At 66.6% G+C, this 14,163-nt stretch carries 13 protein-coding genes; 9 read left to right on the forward strand and 4 right to left on the reverse strand.

What is annotated here, in order from left to right:
• Positions 1-60: 60 nt before the first annotated feature.
• The 3 genes from E5CHR_RS14250 to E5CHR_RS14260 are packed head-to-tail and all read right to left on the reverse strand — an operon-like array spanning position 61 to position 3,907.
• On the reverse strand, positions 61-2,580 hold the full coding sequence (locus E5CHR_RS14250; RefSeq protein WP_162580446.1) for a cbb3-type cytochrome c oxidase subunit I: 2,520 nt from the start codon (positions 2,578-2,580) through the stop codon (positions 61-63).
• Positions 2,577-3,512 carry a cytochrome c oxidase subunit II gene (locus E5CHR_RS14255; RefSeq protein ID WP_162580447.1) on the reverse strand — a complete coding sequence of 312 codons (936 nt, stop codon included), beginning with the start codon at positions 3,510-3,512 and terminating at the stop codon, positions 2,577-2,579. The genes E5CHR_RS14250 and E5CHR_RS14255 overlap by 4 nt, the downstream gene beginning before the upstream one ends.
• The gene (locus tag E5CHR_RS14260) at positions 3,509-3,907 is read right to left on the reverse strand and encodes a c-type cytochrome (RefSeq protein WP_162580448.1); all 399 of its coding nucleotides are present in this window, start codon (positions 3,905-3,907) and stop codon (positions 3,509-3,511) included. Before E5CHR_RS14260 ends, E5CHR_RS14255 begins: the two co-directional genes overlap by 4 nt.
• 77 nt (positions 3,908-3,984) lie before the next feature.
• Between E5CHR_RS14260 and E5CHR_RS14265 the strand changes: the two genes are divergently transcribed.
• A complete protein-coding gene (locus tag E5CHR_RS14265) occupies positions 3,985-4,818 on the forward strand; it encodes a c-type cytochrome (protein ID WP_162580449.1) in 834 nt (277 codons plus the stop codon).
• Positions 4,819-4,857: 39 nt separating this feature from the next.
• On the opposite strand, the gene E5CHR_RS14270 is transcribed toward E5CHR_RS14265, so the two are convergent.
• The gene (locus E5CHR_RS14270) at positions 4,858-5,265 is read right to left on the reverse strand and encodes a GreA/GreB family elongation factor (protein WP_162580450.1); all 408 of its coding nucleotides are present in this window, start codon (positions 5,263-5,265) and stop codon (positions 4,858-4,860) included.
• 505 nt (positions 5,266-5,770) lie between these two features.
• Between E5CHR_RS14270 and E5CHR_RS14275 the strand changes: the two genes are divergently transcribed.
• The 8 genes from E5CHR_RS14275 (at position 5,771) to E5CHR_RS14310 (ending at position 14,082) form a co-directional block, all read left to right on the forward strand.
• Positions 5,771-6,823, forward strand: a complete 1,053-nt coding sequence (locus E5CHR_RS14275; protein WP_162580451.1) for a TRAP transporter substrate-binding protein — start codon at positions 5,771-5,773, stop codon at positions 6,821-6,823.
• 34 nt (positions 6,824-6,857) lie between these two features.
• The gene (locus E5CHR_RS14280; protein WP_162580452.1) at positions 6,858-7,973 is read left to right on the forward strand and encodes an LLM class flavin-dependent oxidoreductase; all 1,116 of its coding nucleotides are present in this window, start codon (positions 6,858-6,860) and stop codon (positions 7,971-7,973) included.
• Positions 7,974-7,993: 20 nt separating this feature from the next.
• The gene (locus tag E5CHR_RS14285) at positions 7,994-9,028 is read left to right on the forward strand and encodes a TRAP transporter substrate-binding protein (protein WP_162580453.1); all 1,035 of its coding nucleotides are present in this window, start codon (positions 7,994-7,996) and stop codon (positions 9,026-9,028) included.
• A 55-nt stretch (positions 9,029-9,083) separates the two neighbouring features.
• Positions 9,084-10,124, forward strand: coding sequence for a TRAP transporter substrate-binding protein (locus tag E5CHR_RS14290; RefSeq protein ID WP_162580454.1), 1,041 nt, complete (start codon positions 9,084-9,086; stop codon positions 10,122-10,124).
• Between the two features lie 126 nt (positions 10,125-10,250).
• On the forward strand, positions 10,251-11,285 hold the full coding sequence (locus E5CHR_RS14295) for a TRAP transporter substrate-binding protein (RefSeq protein WP_162580455.1): 1,035 nt from the start codon (positions 10,251-10,253) through the stop codon (positions 11,283-11,285).
• A gap of 13 nt (positions 11,286-11,298) precedes the next feature.
• Positions 11,299-11,802, forward strand: a complete 504-nt coding sequence (locus E5CHR_RS14300; RefSeq protein WP_162580456.1) for a TRAP transporter small permease — start codon at positions 11,299-11,301, stop codon at positions 11,800-11,802.
• A 38-nt stretch (positions 11,803-11,840) separates the two neighbouring features.
• A complete protein-coding gene (locus E5CHR_RS14305) occupies positions 11,841-13,136 on the forward strand; it encodes a TRAP transporter large permease (RefSeq protein WP_162580457.1) in 1,296 nt (431 codons plus the stop codon).
• A gap of 4 nt (positions 13,137-13,140) precedes the next feature.
• Positions 13,141-14,082: an SDR family NAD(P)-dependent oxidoreductase gene (locus tag E5CHR_RS14310; protein ID WP_162580458.1), complete on the forward strand. Its 942-nt coding sequence runs from the start codon at positions 13,141-13,143 to the stop codon at positions 14,080-14,082.
• The last annotated feature ends 81 nt before the right edge of the window (positions 14,083-14,163 follow it).

The raw sequence follows: 14,163 nt of genomic DNA on the forward strand, positions 1-14,163 counted from the left end.
CCGCGCCTGGTGTGGGCTGCGGCCGACGCCGTGTGTCGGCCGGCGTGCACGCCTGGGCCCTCAGCCGAGCAGCCGCGGCAACGCCTGCACGAGCAGCAGGCCCGACACGCCCTGCACGGTGGCGCAATGCCACATCGGCAGCGTGTTGTCGAGCGTCGCGCGCGCCTGCGGCTGCAGGCGGCCGGCGAAGGAACGCGCCAGCAGGTAGCCGCCCATGATCATCAGCACCGCGACGTGCAGCCCCTGGTAGGCGAGCAGCATGGCGACGGTGGCGCTCCAGGCCTGCGCCTGCGGATCCAGGCCGGCCTGCGCCTGCGCGAACAGCTCGATGCCGAAGGCGCCGGCGACGCACAGCATGGCCAGCGCCACCTGCAGCCGCAGCATTCGCTGGCCTCGCGGGTCGGCATGGCGCAGGCGCCTCGGCGCGGTCGCCATCCACAGCGAACCGATGCCGAGCAGCGCGGCCGAGGCCCAGGGCCAGCGCAGCGCCGGCAGCGCGGCGCCGGGCGGTGGGCAGGTGTCGGCCGCCATGGCGACATGCACATGCGCATACGCGAAGGATGCGAAGACCGTCATGTCCACCACGACCAGGACGAGCGTGGCCCACCACGAATGCGAATGGGTGAGCCGGCTGCTGCCGACGGGCAGTTGCACGCCGTGCGCCACCTCGACGCGTGGGCGCGGCGCGGGCAGGTCCGTGGCCCAGAGCCAACGCAGCACGGCCACGATCGCGACGCCCCCGAAGGCGAAGGCTGCGACGGTCAGCTCGACCGTCAGCAGCAGGAAGAAGCCCGCCGTCCCGATGGCCGCCAGCAGCGGCCACCAGCCGTCGGTGGGCAGGCGCAGCAAGTGCAGCGGGCGCGCGTCGACGATGCTGGTGACCAGCGTCTCGCGGCCACCGAAGACGGTGCCGGGCAGCCAGTGACGCCCGTCCTCGACCTCCCGCGGCAGCGCCGGCTGGTCCCACAGCGGCTCGCGCGAGGCGAGCTGCGGAATGCTCCGCACACCGTACTCGCGCAACGGCAGCCATTCCAGCGTGCCGGCCCGCCACGGATTTCCGTGGTCCTTGGTCGGCCGTCGCAGCGTGCGCGCGGCATCGGCGACGAACAGCAGCACGCCCGTGGCCAGCACGAAGGCGCCGGCCGTGGACCACAGGTTGAGCGCGTTCCAGCCCAGGTCGCCGGGGTAGCTGTGGACGCGCCGCGGCATGCCCAGAAGGCCCGCAATGTGCATCGGGAAGAAGGCCAGGTTGAAGCCGCCGAACATCAGGCCGAAGACCCAGCGGCCCCAGCGCTCCGAGAGGCGATTGCCGTTGAACACCGGCGCCCAGTAGTAGAAGCCCGCGAACAGCGGGAACACCATGCCGCCGATCAGCACGTAGTGCAGGTGGGCGACGATGAAATAGCTGTCGTGCGCCTGCCAGTCGAAGGGCAGCACCGCCACCATCACGCCCGTCAGGCCGCCCAGCACGAAGATGAAATGAAAGCCCAGCAGGAACAGCGTGGGCGTGTTCAGGCGCACCTCGCCACGCCAGAATGTCGCGATCCATGCGAACACCTGCACGCCGCTGGGAATGGCAACCAGGAAGCTGGCGGCCGACGTGACCGTCATCGCCAGGTCGCCCACGCCCGCGGCGAACATATGGTGGACCCAGAGCGCGAAGCTCACGAGCCCGACGCCGGCGAGCGCCGCCACGATCGCGCGGTAGGCGACCAGGCGCGTGCCCGCGAGCGCGGGGATCATCATCGAGACCATGCCGGCGGCAGGCAGGAAGATGATGTAGACCTCCGGGTGCCCGAAGAACCAGAACAGGTGCTGCCACAGCAGCGGATCGCCGCCACGCCCGGCGATGAAGAAGGGCCAGTCGAAGGCGCGTTCGAGTTCGAGCAGGGTGGTCGCGGCGATCACCGCCGGAAAGGCGAAGACGATCATCAGCGCCGTCACCAGCATCGCCCAGGCGAAGGCCGGCATGCGCATCAGCGTCATGCCCGGAGCACGGGTGAACAGGATGCCGATGACAAGCTCGATGGCGCCCGCGATGGCCGAGATCTCGATGAAGCCGATGCCCAGCAGCCACCAGTCGGCGCCGCGTCCGGGCGAGAACTCCTTGCCGGTCAGTGGCGGGTACATGAACCAGCCGCCATCGGGTGCCTCGCCGAAGAACAGCGTGCAGAAGAAGACCAGTCCGCCGATCGCATAGGCCCAGAAAGCATAGGCGGACAGCCACGGAAAAGGCAGGTCGCGCGCGCCCAGCATGCCGGGCAGCAGGTAGACCGCCACCGCCTCGACGATCGGCACGGCGAACAGGAACATCATCACCGTGCCGTGCATGGTGAAGAGCTGGTTGTAGGTCCGCACCTCCACCAGCGCGTTGTCGGGCACGGCCAACTGCGCGCGCATCACCAGCGCGAGCACACCGGCCAGCACGAAGAAGAGCATCGCCGTTGCGATGTAGTACACGCCGATGCGCGTGTTGTTGACGGCCGAGAGCGCCCGCCAGCCCTGCGGCGCTTGCCACGCGCGCTCGAGTGCCTCGCGCTCGCCCGCGGGCCGGGGCAGGGCGGACGGCAACTCGCTCATTCCAGCTGCCCCAGCCAGGCCGCGATGGCCTGCAGGCTGCTCTCGTCGATGCGCTCGTGCGACGACGGCATGCGTGCGCCGGGCTTCAGTTGCTGCGTGTGCTCCACCCAGCGCGCGAGGCCCTCGACATCGTTCGGCAAAAGGCCAGCGCCCAGGTACAGGCGGCTGCCCACGTGCGTGAGGTCCGGCCCCAGGCGGCTTTCCTCGCTGACGCCGCGCACGGTGTGACAGGCATTGCAGCGGTGCGCAAGGAAGGCGTCTCGTCCACGCTGGAGCGCGGGCGTCGCTGGCGGCGAGGCCGGGCGTGCCTGCTTCGCAAGCCAGGCATCGAAGGCCGCAGTCGGCTCGGCAACCACGTGCAATGCCATGCGGGCATGCTGGTCGGCGCAGTACTCGGCGCAGCTGCCGCGCCAGGTGCCGGGGCGACTGGCCTGCAGCTGCAGGTGCTGCATGCGGCCCGGCACCATGTCCATCTTCCCACCGAGCGCCGGCACCCAGAAGCTGTGGATCACGTCGGCGCTGGCGAGCGCGAAGTACACGGGCCGGCCGACCGGAATGCGCAGCTCGTTCGCGCCTGCGATCTCCCGGCCCGTGGCCGGGTCGCGGTAGCGCAGCTCCCACCACCACATGTGCCCGGTGACGGCCACGATCAGCGCATCCTTCGGCGGGGCCACCCGCCAGGGCGGCTTGTGCCATTCGCTGTAGACGAAGAGGGCCGTGAGCACGGCGCCGGGAAAGGCCAGGCCGCCGCCGAGCACCCACCAGCCCGCGTTCACGCGCCCACGCCGGCGTAGGACCGCGAACGCCAGCAGCGCCATGACGCCGACGAAGATCAGCGCCGCGCCCGCAACGAGCACGCTCGTCACGCCCAGGAGCGTCTCGGCCACCGGGCCGGCCACATGCAGGGCCGACTGGGGCGGTTCGCCGCTCATTCGAGCGCCAGCAGGAAGGCCGCCATGTCGCGTGCCTGATCGGCCGAGACGCCCATGGGCGGCATGAGGGTGTCGGGCACCAGCGCCTTCGGCTGGACGATCCATTGCGCCAGCACATCGGGCCGGTTCGGCACTTCCCCGGCGATGTAGCTGCGACGTCCAAAGCCGCCGAGCGCAGGTCCAGCCCTCCCACGGGCCGCGGGCACGTCAGGGATGACGTGGCAACTGCCGCATTGGTATTGGGCCACCAGCGCCTGCCCACGCAGCCTTTGCGCGCGGGGCGCATCGGCATAGGGGAGCCCGCTTTCCTTGACGCAGCCGCCCGCGAGCGCCAATGGGACCAACGCCAGCAGCAGCGTGGTCCGTGGGCCGTGGCGTTCCAGCGAGAGGGCCATGGCGGCATTGTGCCGGCGGGAATGCGCGCTGCGCCGACAGGGCGGCGCTCACGTGCGTCGGACAATGCCGCCAGAACATGGGAACCCTCAAGACCGCTCTGCTCACGTCAGCGGTGCTCGGCCTGGTCGCCGCGGCCGGCGCGGCGGCCGTGGTGTACGGCGGCCTGTACAACGTGGCGGCAACCTCCCAGCACATGCAGCCGGTGCATACGCTGCTCGAGACCGCGATGCGCCAATCGGTCCGGCTGCGTGCCCGCGGCATCGAGGTGCCGCGGCTGGACGACCCGCAACTGGTCATGCGCGGCGCAGCCTGCTTCAGCGCCAAGTGCCAGCAATGCCACGGCGCGCCCGGCGTGGCACAGGGCGACATCGGCAAGAGCATGCAGCCGCTGCCCGGACCGCTGGTCGACGCGCGCCATCATTGGAAGGCGCAAGAGCTGTACTGGGTCACGAAGCACGGTATCAAGATGAGCGGCATGCCGGCTTGGGAGTACCGCCTGGCGGAAGAGGACCTGTGGGCAGTGGTTGCCTTTCTGGAGCGGCTACCCGACCTGACGGCGCGGGAATATGCCGAGCAGACAGACAGGCCGTCCACCTGCGGTCCGGGCGAACCGGCGACGACCGCCACATTGGGCGATGCGCGGCGCGGCGCGCGGGCGTTGCACCAGTACGCGTGCAATGCCTGCCACAGCATTCCCGGCGTCACCGGGTCGTCGGTCCATGTCGGCCCGCCACTCGATGGCATTGCGCGCCGCACCATGATTGGCGGGCGGCTCGCCAACACGCCCGACAACATGGTGCGCTGGCTGCGCCGCACGCACGAGGTCGATCCGCGCACGGCGATGCCGGAGATGGGAGTGACCGAACAGGACGCGCGCGACATCGCCGCGTATCTGTCGACGCTCAATTGAATTGCAGCCTGCCGGCCGGGCTGCGACCGCGGAACGGGATCAGGTCGTGTAGTCGCCGCTGGCTTCAGGCTGGAACAGGATCTCGGTCACCCGCGCGCTGCCCTCGCCGCCACCGGGCAAGATCCAGTTTGCCGTGGCGCCAAGGCGCAGGCCGATCAGGCTGATGCCGACGGGCGAGAGCACCGAGACGAATCCCGACGCGGGATCCGCGTCCTGCGGGTAGCACAGCGTCAGCTTGCGGCGCTCGCCCGTGCGAGTGTCCACCAGCGTCAGCTGCGAATACATGGTCACGAGATCGGACGGAACTTCGCGCGAGCGGATCACATCGGTCGACTCGAGCAAGGTCTCGAGCACCGGATGGTGCGGCGACTTTTCGAGCAGCTTGGCGAGGCGGGCGTGATCGAGTTCGGTGAGCGTACGCTCGCCGAGAAGAAGCGTGATGGTCATGGAGCACTCCAATCGAATGCGGGCGCGGTGTGCAAGGCAACGGCGCTCGCGAATGCGCGGGGTCGGGGCCCGGCGATCGATGGTTTGCGCTACTGAGGGGAGGAGGGGGATCGCCGGGCGGAGGAGTGTGCGGCCGGCATGTGCTTGCCGCGCGGCAAGGCGGTTTCAGCGCCGGCCACCTGCGCGCGAATCACGGTCGCGCGCACGGCGGGCGTGGCAGCGTCGAAGTGAGTGCGGGTGAGGGCGGGGGAGCGCATTGCGCCATTGTAGGCCGCGTGGCTCGCGGGCGCGCATCGCGCCGCCCAATGACCGGATGCAACGGCTGATTCCTTGGACAGGACAGCGCAGTGACCTTGATTGACAAATCCGAAAGTCCTATTAATAATTCTTTCGGCCATCTGACGTTCTCGTCCAGGCGGCGGCTCCCCACACAACCTTGTTCTGCGAGCCAGCAAAGTTTCCCAAGAAGTCCTATTGACCCGTTCTTAAGTCAGGAGACACCCGCATGCGCATCGTATCGTCCGTCCTTGACCTCATCCTCGCCGCAGGCGCGGCTGCCACCCCGATCATGGCGGCGGCGCAGGCTGCCGCGCAGCCCATCGTCCTGAAGTACTCGTCCTACCACCCCCAGACCATCTGGTTCACCAGCAAGGGTATCAACCCCTGGATCGCCGAGGTCGAGAGGGCGACCCAGGGCCGCGTGAAGATCGAGACCCTGCCCAAGACGGTCGGCACGCCGGCCAGCGCCTTCGAAGTGGCTCGCGACGGGCTGGCGGACATGTCGATCGTGATCGCCGGCTATACACCCGGCCGCTTTCCCTTGGCCGAGATGGGCGAGTTGCCCTTTGCCGGTGACGATGCATCGACGATGTCTCCGGCGTTCGACCGCGTCTACCGCAAGCACTTCGCCAAAGCCGAGGAGTTCAAGGGCGTCGAAGTGCTGAGCATCTTCACGATCTCGCCCGGCCACATCTTCACCACCAAGCGGCAGGTCAAGACCTTCGACGATCTCAAGGGCCTGAAGCTGCGCAGTCCGGGTGCGACGTCGACCCGCTCGCTCACGCTGATGGGCGCCGTGCCGATCCTGAAATCGTTCACCGAGGCGCACGAGATGCTGTCCACCGGCGCGATCGACGGCAGCCTGATGCTCAAGGAAACCGTGAAGTCCGGCAACGCGGTTGACTTGCTCAAGTACGGCACGCTGGTGCCCGGCGGCGTGTTCAATGCCGTGCTGGCCGTGGTGGTCAATGCCGACAAGTGGAAGGCGATTCCTGAAGCCGATCGCAAGGCCGTCATGTCGGTTTCGGGCGAGGCCCTGGCCCGGCACATGGGCCTCGCCTACGTCGAGGCCGACAAGGAAGCCGTCGGCCTCATGACGCAGGCCAAGTACGTGGTCGAGACGGCCAGCCCCGCACTGCTGGCGGACATGAAGAAGGCGCTGGCGCCGCAGGAAGCCGAGTGGCTCGAACGCGCAAAGAAGAAGGGCATCGCCGACCCGATGGCAGCACTTGCCGAGTTCCGCCAGGAATCCGTGAAGCCCAGCGTCGCGGCGCGCTGAACGGCATCCTTCATTCGCACGGAGACCTGCTTTCATGGACCTCGGCTTTTTCACGATGCCCCTTCATCCGCTGTCGCGGAACTACCCGGACACGCTGGATGAGGATCGCGAGGCGATCATCCTGGCGGACCAGCTGGGATTCAAGGAAGCGTTCGTCGGCGAGCATGTGACCGACCTGTCGGAGCCCATCAGCTCGTCCTTGATGTTCCTGGCTTCGCTGGCGTCCGATACCCGGCAGATCCGCCTGGGCAGCGGCACGGTCAACTTGCCGAACAACCACCCGGTGGCGGTGGCGGCGCAGGTCGCCATGCTGGACAACCTCTTGCGGGGGCGTTTTCTCCTGGGCATCGGACCGGGCGGACTCAAATCGGATTCGGAAGCCTTCGGCAACCTGGACGAAGACCGCACGGCGATGTTCGTCGAGGCGATCGACCACATCCTGGCCATGTGGCAAGACGAGCCTCCCATCGTGCGCGACGGCAAGTACTGGAACATCCGGATGGATCGCACCTATGTGCCCGAACTGGGCCAGGGTGTGATGCTGCGGCCCTACCAGAACCGCATTCCGGACATCTTCGCGACCGTGGTGGCGCCGCACTCCAAGGGCATCGTCGCCGCGGCCGAACGCGGCTGGCTGCCGATCACCGGCGACATGCTGCAGCCGGTGTGGAAAGCGACGCACTGGCCGCTGTACGAGAAGGGGTGCCAGAACGCCGGCCGCGTCGCGGACCGCCAGGACTGGCGGGTCGCGGTCAACATGTTCGTCAGCGACGATGCCGACACGGCGAAGCGCTACGGCGGCAGCGCGGACGGGCCTTATGGGCAACGCTGGGAGAGCTTGCGCACTCGCTTCGTCTTCAACGGCCGCATGGATCTGTTCAAGCCGGACCTGAAGCTGCCCGACTCGGCGATCGACGCGCAGTACCTGACCGATACGCTGACGATCAGCGGTACGCCCGAAGTGGTTGCCCAGAAGCTGCTCGCCCACCATGACGCCCTGGGAGGCTTAGGCACCGTCCTCTATGTCGGTGCCGACTGGATGGACTCGAAGCTGGCGCGCCGCTCGATGGAGCTCATGGCCACACGCGTCATGCCCATGGTCAACGCTGCCCTGGCAGACCGCGAACCACGTACCGGTACCCTCGGTTGATACTGCTGCGGAGACTCTCCATGAAGCCCATGGTCCTGGCCGCCGCTCTCTGGCTGGCGGCAGCGTTCCCGGCGGCGGCCGAAACGCTTATCCGGTATTCGAACTGGTTGCCCGTCAAGCACCAGATGCACGCCGAAGTCTTCGTTCCCTGGATGGCAGAGGTGGAAAAAATCACCCAGGGCCGCGTCAGGTTCGAGATCCTTCCGAAGCTGGTGGGCACGGTGCCGACGCAGTTCGACGTGGTCCGCGATGGCCTGGCCGACATGGCGGTGTTCGTCCCCGGTTTCTCTCCCGGCCGCTTCGAGTTGAGCGAGGTCACGGAGCTGCCGCTGCTGGCAGACGAACCCACGGTCATCTCGCCGGCGGCAAATGCGCTCTACACGAAGCACCTTGCAAAGTACAACGAGTTCAAGGGCGTGCACATGGTGAGCCTCTTCTCGACGGCTGCCGGACACATCTACACGGCCAAGAAGCCGATGCGTTCGCTCGCGGACCTCAAGGGACTCAAGTTGCGCACCTCGCTGGCCAGCAACGGTCCGGCCATGATTGCGCTCGGAGCGGTGCCGATACAGAAAGGGACCAACGAGATCTACGAGCTGGTGACCAGCGGCGTGGTCGATGGCACCTTGTGGACCAAGGAAGGGCCTGCCGGCTTCAACATGGTCAACGGCACGCTGAACCACATGCTCGTGGTCCCGGGCGGCCTGTACAACTCCATCCTGGCGCTGGCGATCAACGAGGACAAGTGGAACAGCATCTCTCCGCCCGATCGCGATGCGATCACGAAGATCTCGGGCGAGGCGATGGCCAAGGCAGTCGGCGAGTCCTACAGCCGCGCCGACGAGCGCGGTCTCCAGGTGATGAAGGCCGCGGGGACCACCGTCGTCACGGCCGAAGGCGACTTCCTGGCCGGCATACGCCGCGCGCTTGCGCCTGCGGAGGCCACCTGGATCGCCAAAGCCAGGAAGAAGGGCATGGCCAATCCGGAAGCCGTGCTCGCAGATTTCAAGGCCGACATAGCGGCGCGCCAGCGCGCGTTCGAAGGCACCCGCTAGTCCCGGCACCTGGCACCTGGTGCCGCCTCGAGACAGCCCCCCAAGGAGACCTCACATGAAGAGATTCGCACTTTGCCTCGCCCTCTTGTTGGCGAGCGCCGCCCCGGCGTGGTCGCAGACAGTCCTGCGCTATTCGAACTGGCTCCCTGCCAAGCACCAGATGCATTCCGAGGTCTTCGTGCCCTGGATGGCCGAGGTGGAAAAGATCACGCAGGGCCGCGTCAAGTTCGAGATCCTTCCCAAAATGGTCGGGACCGTGCCGACGCAGTTCGACGTGCTCCGCGACGGCCTGGCGGACATGGCCGTGTTCGTGCCCGGGTTCTCGCCGGGGCGCTTCGACCTGATCGAGATGGCCGAGCTTCCCCTGGTCGCCGACGAGCCCAACGTGATGGCGCCCGCCGTCGCACAGCTCTATGCGAAGCACCTCGCGAAGTACAACGAGTTCAGGGGCGTGCACATCGTCAGCATCTTCACGACGGCCGCCGGACACGTCTACACGGCCAAGAAGCCCGTGCGGTCGATGGAGGACTTCAAGGGCGTCAAGCTGCGCACCTCGCTGGCTGCCAACAGCCCCGCCGTGCAGGCGCTGGGCGCGGTGCCGGTGCAGAAGGGCACCAACGAAATCTATGAGCTAGTGTCTTCCGGTGTGCTGGACGGAACCCTCCTGAGCAAGGAAGGCGTGGTCAGCTTCAGCCTGGTCAACACCCTCAACAACCTCACGATCATTCCGGGCGGCATCTACAACTCGGTTCTGTCGCTGGCGATCAACGAGGACAAGTGGAAGGCGATTTCCCCGCAGGACCAGGAAGCCATCACCAGGATCTCGGGCGAGGCGATGGCCAGGGAAGTCGGGCGGGCCTACAGCAAGGCCGATGCGAATGCCGTCGCCACGATGAAGCAGGCGGGCAAGACCGTGATCGTTGCCGAGGGCGATTTCTACAAGCAGATCAAGCAGGCGCTGTCCTATGCCGAGGCCACCTGGATCGCCAAGGCGAAGAAGAAGGGCATGGCCAATCCGGAGGCGGTACTGGCCGAGTTCCGCGCGGACATCGCCGCGCGGCATCAGGCACTCGGTATTCCAATGATCGGCCAGTGAATTCGTGCATGACAAGTACTATTGACAGGTAAAGAGGCAAAGGCGTAGATTGCCTGGGCGGATTCCCCCCGCGACGACCCCCTCAGATGCCCGCCCAGCGGGACATAACAGTCGATGGAGACAGGTATGCACAAGCTCAACACTGCGTTTTTCCGAACGGCCGCGATCGGTCTCTTCCTTGCTGCGACGGCGGCGCTGGCGCACGCCCAGGCGCAGGTCGTCGTCAAGTACTCGTCGTGGCTGCCGCCCACGCATTGGTTGAACACGACGGCGGTCATTCCCTGGATGGCCGAGGTCGAGAAGGCGACACAGGGACGGGTCAAGATCGAGATGCTGCCGAAGACCGTCGGCACGGCGCCCACGCAGTTCGATGTCGTTCGCGACGGCCTGGCAGATCTCGGCCTGATCGTGACGGGCTACACCCCGGGCCGATTCGAACTGGCCGAGATGGGCGAACTGCCCTTCCTCGGAGAGGACCCGACGATCATGTCGCCGGCATTCGACCGCGTGTATCGCAAGCACTTCGCGAGCGCCAACGAGTTCAGGGGCGTGGAGGTGATGAGCATCTTCACGATCGCGCCGGGACACATCTTCACGTCGAAGAAGCAGATCAAGACCCTCGACGACCTCAAGGGCATGAAGCTTCGCAGCGCCTCGGCCACCGGCACGCGCGCCCTGACGCTGCTGGGTGCGGTGCCGATCCTGAAGTCGTCCACCGAGGCATTCGAAATGCTGTCGACCGGTGCCATCGACGGCAGCCTGATGCTGCAGGAGACCGTGAAGTCGACCAACTCGGTGGGCCTGCTGCACTACGGCCTGCTGGTTCCCGGTGGGCTGTTCAATTCGTCGCTCGCCGTCATCGTGAACGGCGACAAGTGGAAGGCGATCTCGCCCGCGGACCAGCGCGCGATCATGGGCGTGTCGGGTGAGGCGCTGGCGGCGAAGATCGGTCGCGCCTACGCGGCGGCCGACCAGTCCAGCATCGATGCGATGAAGGAAGCCAAGTACGTCGTGGAGCGCGCCAACCCGGCATTGACCGAGGGCCTTCGCAAGGCCATGAGCCCGATCGAGGACGAATGGATTGCCAAGGCAAAGAAGAAGGGTGTTGCCGATCCGGCCGCCGCGCTCGCCGAGTTCCGCGCCGCAGTCCAGTCCCGGTAGCAGGAGCGACGCGATGTATCACCGGATCGAACGCGCGGCAGTGAACCTGGCAGCAGTGCTGCTGTTCGGGCTGATGCTCCTGACCTTTGTCGACGTGGTGGGACGCAATCTGTTCAACAAGCCGCTCACGGGGGCTTCCGAGCTCACCGAAATTCTCCTGGCGCTGGTCATCTTCCTGATGCTGCCGCAAGTCGCGCGACGCAATGAACACATCGTGATCGACCTGATCGACCAGATCTGCAGCCCGATGGTGCGCAAGGTACTCGACGCCATTGCCTGCGTGCTGGCATCGATCATGTTCGGCCTGATCGCCTGGCAGTGCTGGATCCTCGCGAACAGGGCGATCGGCTACGGCGACAGCACCGCTGCGCTTGGAATCCCCGTCGGGCCGGTTCTCTACGGCTTGGCAATCATGGCTGGCATCGTGTCGGTGGCCTCGCTGATTGCCATCGTTCCGCGGAACCGGAAAGCGGAGCCGGCCCCCGGTGAGCCCGCGCACGAGCCCGTCATCGTCTGACGCTTGCACCTTTCAGCCACTCAATCCTCGGAGTCACCATGTACGCAGCAAGCGCGGGTTTCCTGTTTTCGTTCGTGCTGATCTTCATGCGCGTTCCGATCGCCGTCGCTCTGGGGCTCACGGGCGTGGTGGGCTTCGGCCTGACCACCGGCTGGACCCAGTCCTTCGTCATGCTGGCGCTGACCACCCGCGAGGCGGCAATGACGTACTCGATGGTCGTCATTCCCTTGTTCATCCTGATGGGGAACCTGGTTGCGGGTACCGGCGTGTCCAAGGAGCTCTACCACGCCGCACAGGCCTTCCTGGGGCGGCAGCGCGGCGGCCTGGCCAGCGCCACCGTCCTGTCCTGCGGGGGCTTTGCCATGGTGTGCGGCTCCAGTGTCGCCACGGTGGTGACGATGGGGAAGGTGGCCTTGCCCTCGATGCGATCGTTCAACTACGACGACCGGCTCAGCGCCGCGACCATCGCTGCAGGCGCCACGCTGGGCATCATCATCCCGCCCAGCGTTCTGCTGGTGATCTACGGCGTGATGACCGAGACGCACATCGGCAAGCTGTACGCGGCGGCATTGGTTCCTGGTGCTCTCGGCGTCATCGGATACATCCTGGCTGTCCGCTGGACCGTCTGGCGCAATCCGGCGAGTGCGCCTCCCTCGACCGGTTCGACCCGCGCCGAGAAGCTCAGCGCGGTGTTGGCGATCTGGCCGATCCTGGCTCTTTTCGGCCTGGTGCTGGGCGGCATCTACAGCGGCCTGTTCACGGCAGCTGAAGCTGCCGGCATCGGCGCCATGGGCGCCTTCGCGCTCGGCCTGGCGCGCGGGAAGATGTCTTTCAAGCTGCTCCAGGAAGTGCTGATCGACACCGCGCGATCGACCGCCGTGATTTTCGGCCTGCTGATCGGCGCGCTGGTCTTCACGGAGTTCCTGAACCGTACGGGCGCGCACAACGCGGTGCTCTCGCTCGTGAAGGACCACGGGTTCTCGCCCTTCCAGGTCGTGGCCGTGATCTGCGTGATCTACATCGTTCTGGGTGCGCTCATGGAAGAACTCTCCATGATCCTGCTGACGGTGCCGCTGTTCTTCCCCGTGGTGACGGGCCTGGGATACGACGGCGTGTGGTTCGGCGTGCTTGTGATCGTCTTGTGCGAACTGGGAATGATCGCGCCGCCCGTCGGCATGAACCTGTTCGTCGTCCGCTCTTTCGCACCGGAGATACCCATCGGAACGATCGTGAAGGGAATCGCACCTTTCGCGGTGGCCGACATCGTGCGGATCTTCATCATCGCGGCGTTCCCGATCCTGTCGATGTACCTTCCGAACCTTTTCTACAAGTGAGCCCATGCGTGAACAAGCACCGAAGCGCGACGGCGCGATGACGATTCGATTCGATGGACGCGTGGCCATCGTCACCGGCGCCGGGACCGGCATCGGCCGCATCTATGCCCTGCAGCTTGCCGAACGCGGTGCGAAGGTCGTGGTCAACGATCTCGGCGGAAGCGTGATCGGGCAGGGCAGTTCCAGCCAGTCCGCCGACAGCGTGGTTGCCGAAATTTGCGCCGCGGGCGGCGATGCCGTGGCCAACTACGACAGTGTGGCTACCGCCGATGGCGCCGAGCGCATTGTCGCGACGGCCCTCGAGCGCTTCGGCCGGCTCGATGTCCTGATCAACAACGCCGGCAACCTCAAGATGGCCAGGCTCGGCGAGGCGGCCGTGCACGATGTGGATGCGCAGGTCGGCGTGCACTTGATGGGATCGCTGTACTGCTGTCGCGCGGCCTTGCCCGCGATGCAACGCCATGGCTACGGCCGTATCGTCCTGACCAGTTCGGGCTCCGGCCTGGTGGGCTTTGCCGAACAGGCCGCCTATGGTGCGGCCAAGACTGGCATGGTGGGCCTGATGAACTGCATCTCGCGCGAGTACGGCGAACAGGGCATCTTCACCAACACCATCGTTCCGACGGCGACCACCCGCATGAGCCAGGGCCTGCTCTGGCCGCAGATGGAGAAGTTCCTGCGCCCCGAGCTGGTCGCGCCGGCCGTGCTCTTCCTGGCCAGCGAACGCTGCACCTCCAACAGCGGCATGTTCGCCGTCGCTGGCGGGCATGTCGCAAAGCTGGAAGTGCACAAGGCGCCTGGCGTCCAGTTCGACCCGAACCAGGCGGTCACGCCGGAGATGGTCGCCATGCGCTTCGACACGGTGTGCGACATGTCGGGCGCAGCCGAGTTTCGCGGCACGCAGGCGGCCATGGAAAAGATGCTGACCGAGATGGGCGTCTTGTAGCGGCACTCGCGGGCAAGGACCAACGACGCCTCGAGCCTCCTCAAGTGGGCATGCGCGCGGGGCCCAGGGCGCGGTGAGCCA

Source organism: Variovorax sp. PBS-H4 (genome assembly GCF_901827205.1).
Taxonomy (GTDB): Bacteria; Pseudomonadota; Gammaproteobacteria; order Burkholderiales; family Burkholderiaceae_C; genus Variovorax.

Bases quoted from the DNA above. Each gene is read 5' to 3' on its own strand.
- E5CHR_RS14260 (WP_162580448.1), bottom strand. From the start codon at position 3,907: ATGGCCCTCTCGCTGGAACGCCACGGCCCACGGACCACGCTGCTGCTG.
- E5CHR_RS14265 (WP_162580449.1), top strand. From the start codon at position 3,985: ATGGGAACCCTCAAGACCGCTCTGCTCACGTCAGCGGTGCTCGGCCTG.
- E5CHR_RS14250 (WP_162580446.1), bottom strand. From the start codon at position 2,580: ATGAGCGAGTTGCCGTCCGCCCTGCCCCGGCCCGCGGGCGAGCGCGAG.
- E5CHR_RS14310 (WP_162580458.1), top strand. From the start codon at position 13,141: ATGCGTGAACAAGCACCGAAGCGCGACGGCGCGATGACGATTCGATTC.
- E5CHR_RS14255 (WP_162580447.1), bottom strand. From the start codon at position 3,512: ATGAGCGGCGAACCGCCCCAGTCGGCCCTGCATGTGGCCGGCCCGGTG.
- E5CHR_RS14295 (WP_162580455.1), top strand. From the start codon at position 10,251: ATGCACAAGCTCAACACTGCGTTTTTCCGAACGGCCGCGATCGGTCTC.
- E5CHR_RS14280 (WP_162580452.1), top strand. From the start codon at position 6,858: ATGGACCTCGGCTTTTTCACGATGCCCCTTCATCCGCTGTCGCGGAAC.
- E5CHR_RS14305 (WP_162580457.1), top strand. From the start codon at position 11,841: ATGTACGCAGCAAGCGCGGGTTTCCTGTTTTCGTTCGTGCTGATCTTC.
- E5CHR_RS14270 (WP_162580450.1), bottom strand. From the start codon at position 5,265: ATGACCATCACGCTTCTTCTCGGCGAGCGTACGCTCACCGAACTCGAT.
- E5CHR_RS14290 (WP_162580454.1), top strand. From the start codon at position 9,084: ATGAAGAGATTCGCACTTTGCCTCGCCCTCTTGTTGGCGAGCGCCGCC.
- E5CHR_RS14285 (WP_162580453.1), top strand. From the start codon at position 7,994: ATGAAGCCCATGGTCCTGGCCGCCGCTCTCTGGCTGGCGGCAGCGTTC.
- E5CHR_RS14300 (WP_162580456.1), top strand. From the start codon at position 11,299: ATGTATCACCGGATCGAACGCGCGGCAGTGAACCTGGCAGCAGTGCTG.
- E5CHR_RS14275 (WP_162580451.1), top strand. From the start codon at position 5,771: ATGCGCATCGTATCGTCCGTCCTTGACCTCATCCTCGCCGCAGGCGCG.